We start from the raw sequence: 1,633 nt of genomic DNA, 5'->3' as shown, positions 1-1,633 counted from the left end.
ATTGCGGCAGTCACTTACTCTCCCACAACCACCAAGTTGCAGTACCATCAGCATGACATGGGCTTAGCTACCGGGATCGGAACGGTTAACCGGGCGTTTCCCCACCACTATCACCACCGCAAAACCAACAAACCACCCACACACTTACCCGTGTGTGGTAATGGTCCAAGAACCGCACAGCGAACGCGAACACCACACAGCGTGGTCTCATCAAAAACCCGTTAATGTTACTTCCGCACACACCAACCCAAAGGGTTGTGTGAGTGATCGGCGTATTAGTACCAGTCAACTCCACACCTTACAGTGCTTCCATACCCGGCCTATCAACCCAGTGTTCTCCTGGGCACCTCCCCCCAACAAATGGGATGGAAATCTCATCTCGGAGCAGGCTTCCCGCTTAGATGCTTTCAGCGGTTATCCTTCCCGAACGTAGCCAACCAGCCATGCACCTGGCGGTACAACTGGCACACCAGAGGTTCGTCCGTCCCGGTCCTCTCGTACTAAGGACAGCCCTCCACAAATTTCCTACGCACGCAGCGGATAGGGACCGAACTGTCTCACGACGTTCTAAACCCAGCTCGCGTACCGCTTTAATGGGCGAACAGCCCAACCCTTGGGACCGACTCCAGCCCCAGGATGCGACGAGCCGACATCGAGGTGCCAAACCATGCCGTCGATATGGACTCTTGGGCAAGATCAGCCTGTTATCCCCGAGGTACCTTTTATCCGTTGAGCGACCACGCTTCCACAAGCCATGGCCGGGTCACTAGTCCCAGCTTTCGCTCCTGCTCGACACGTCCGTCTCACAGTCAAGCTCCCTTGTGCACTTACACTCGACACCTGATTGCCAACCAGGCTGAGGGAACCTTTGGGCGCCTCCGTTACTCTTTAGGAGGCAACCGCCCCAGTTAAACTACCCATCAGGCACTGTCCCTGAACCCGATCAGGGTCCGAAGTTAAGGAATCCAGAATGGTCAGAGTGGTATTTCACTTGCCGACTCCACCCGATCTGGCGACCAGGCTTCAACATCTCCCACCTATCCTACACAAACCACACCGAAGCCCAATACCAAACTATAGTGAAGGTCTCGGGGTCTTTCCGTCCTGCTGCGCGTAACGAGCATCTTTACTCGTAATGCAATTTCGCCGAGTTCGTGGTTGAGACAGCAGAGAAGTCGTTACGCCATTCGTGCAGGTCGGAACTTACCCGACAAGGAATTTCGCTACCTTAGGATGGTTATAGTTACCACCGCCGTTTACTGGGGCTTAAATTCTCCGCTTCACCCTTACGGGTTAACGGGTCCTCTTAACCTTCCAGCACCGGGCAGGCGTCAGTCCGTATACATCGACTTACATCTTCGCACGGACCTGTGTTTTTAATAAACAGTCGCTTCTCTCTGGCCTCTGCGACCACCACCAGCTCCCAACCGCAAGGATTGTTCACCAGGATGGCCCCCCTTCTCCCGAAGTTACGGGGGCATTTTGCCGAGTTCCTTAACCACGATTCTCTCGATCACCTTAGTATTCTCTACCTGACCACCTGTGTCGGTTATAGGGTACGGGCAACACACACCCTCACGTCGATGCTTTTCTCGGCAGCAGAGGATCACCAGATCACCCCACCCATTGTGGG

2 rRNA genes are annotated in these 1,633 nt (G+C 54.5%); both read right to left on the bottom strand.

What is annotated here, in order from left to right:
- Window position 1 precedes the first annotated feature (1 nt).
- Window positions 2-121 (bottom strand): 5S ribosomal RNA (gene rrf, locus AC2W7K_RS18035).
- Between the two features lie 133 nt (window positions 122-254).
- Window positions 255-1,633, bottom strand: a 23S ribosomal RNA gene (locus AC2W7K_RS18030); the annotation flags it as partial.

The organism is Brevibacterium sp. LAARM2_SD2, from assembly GCF_057364785.1.
The sequence above is the reverse complement of the archived record's forward strand: the minus strand, read 5'-3'. Positions and strand labels throughout refer to the sequence as shown.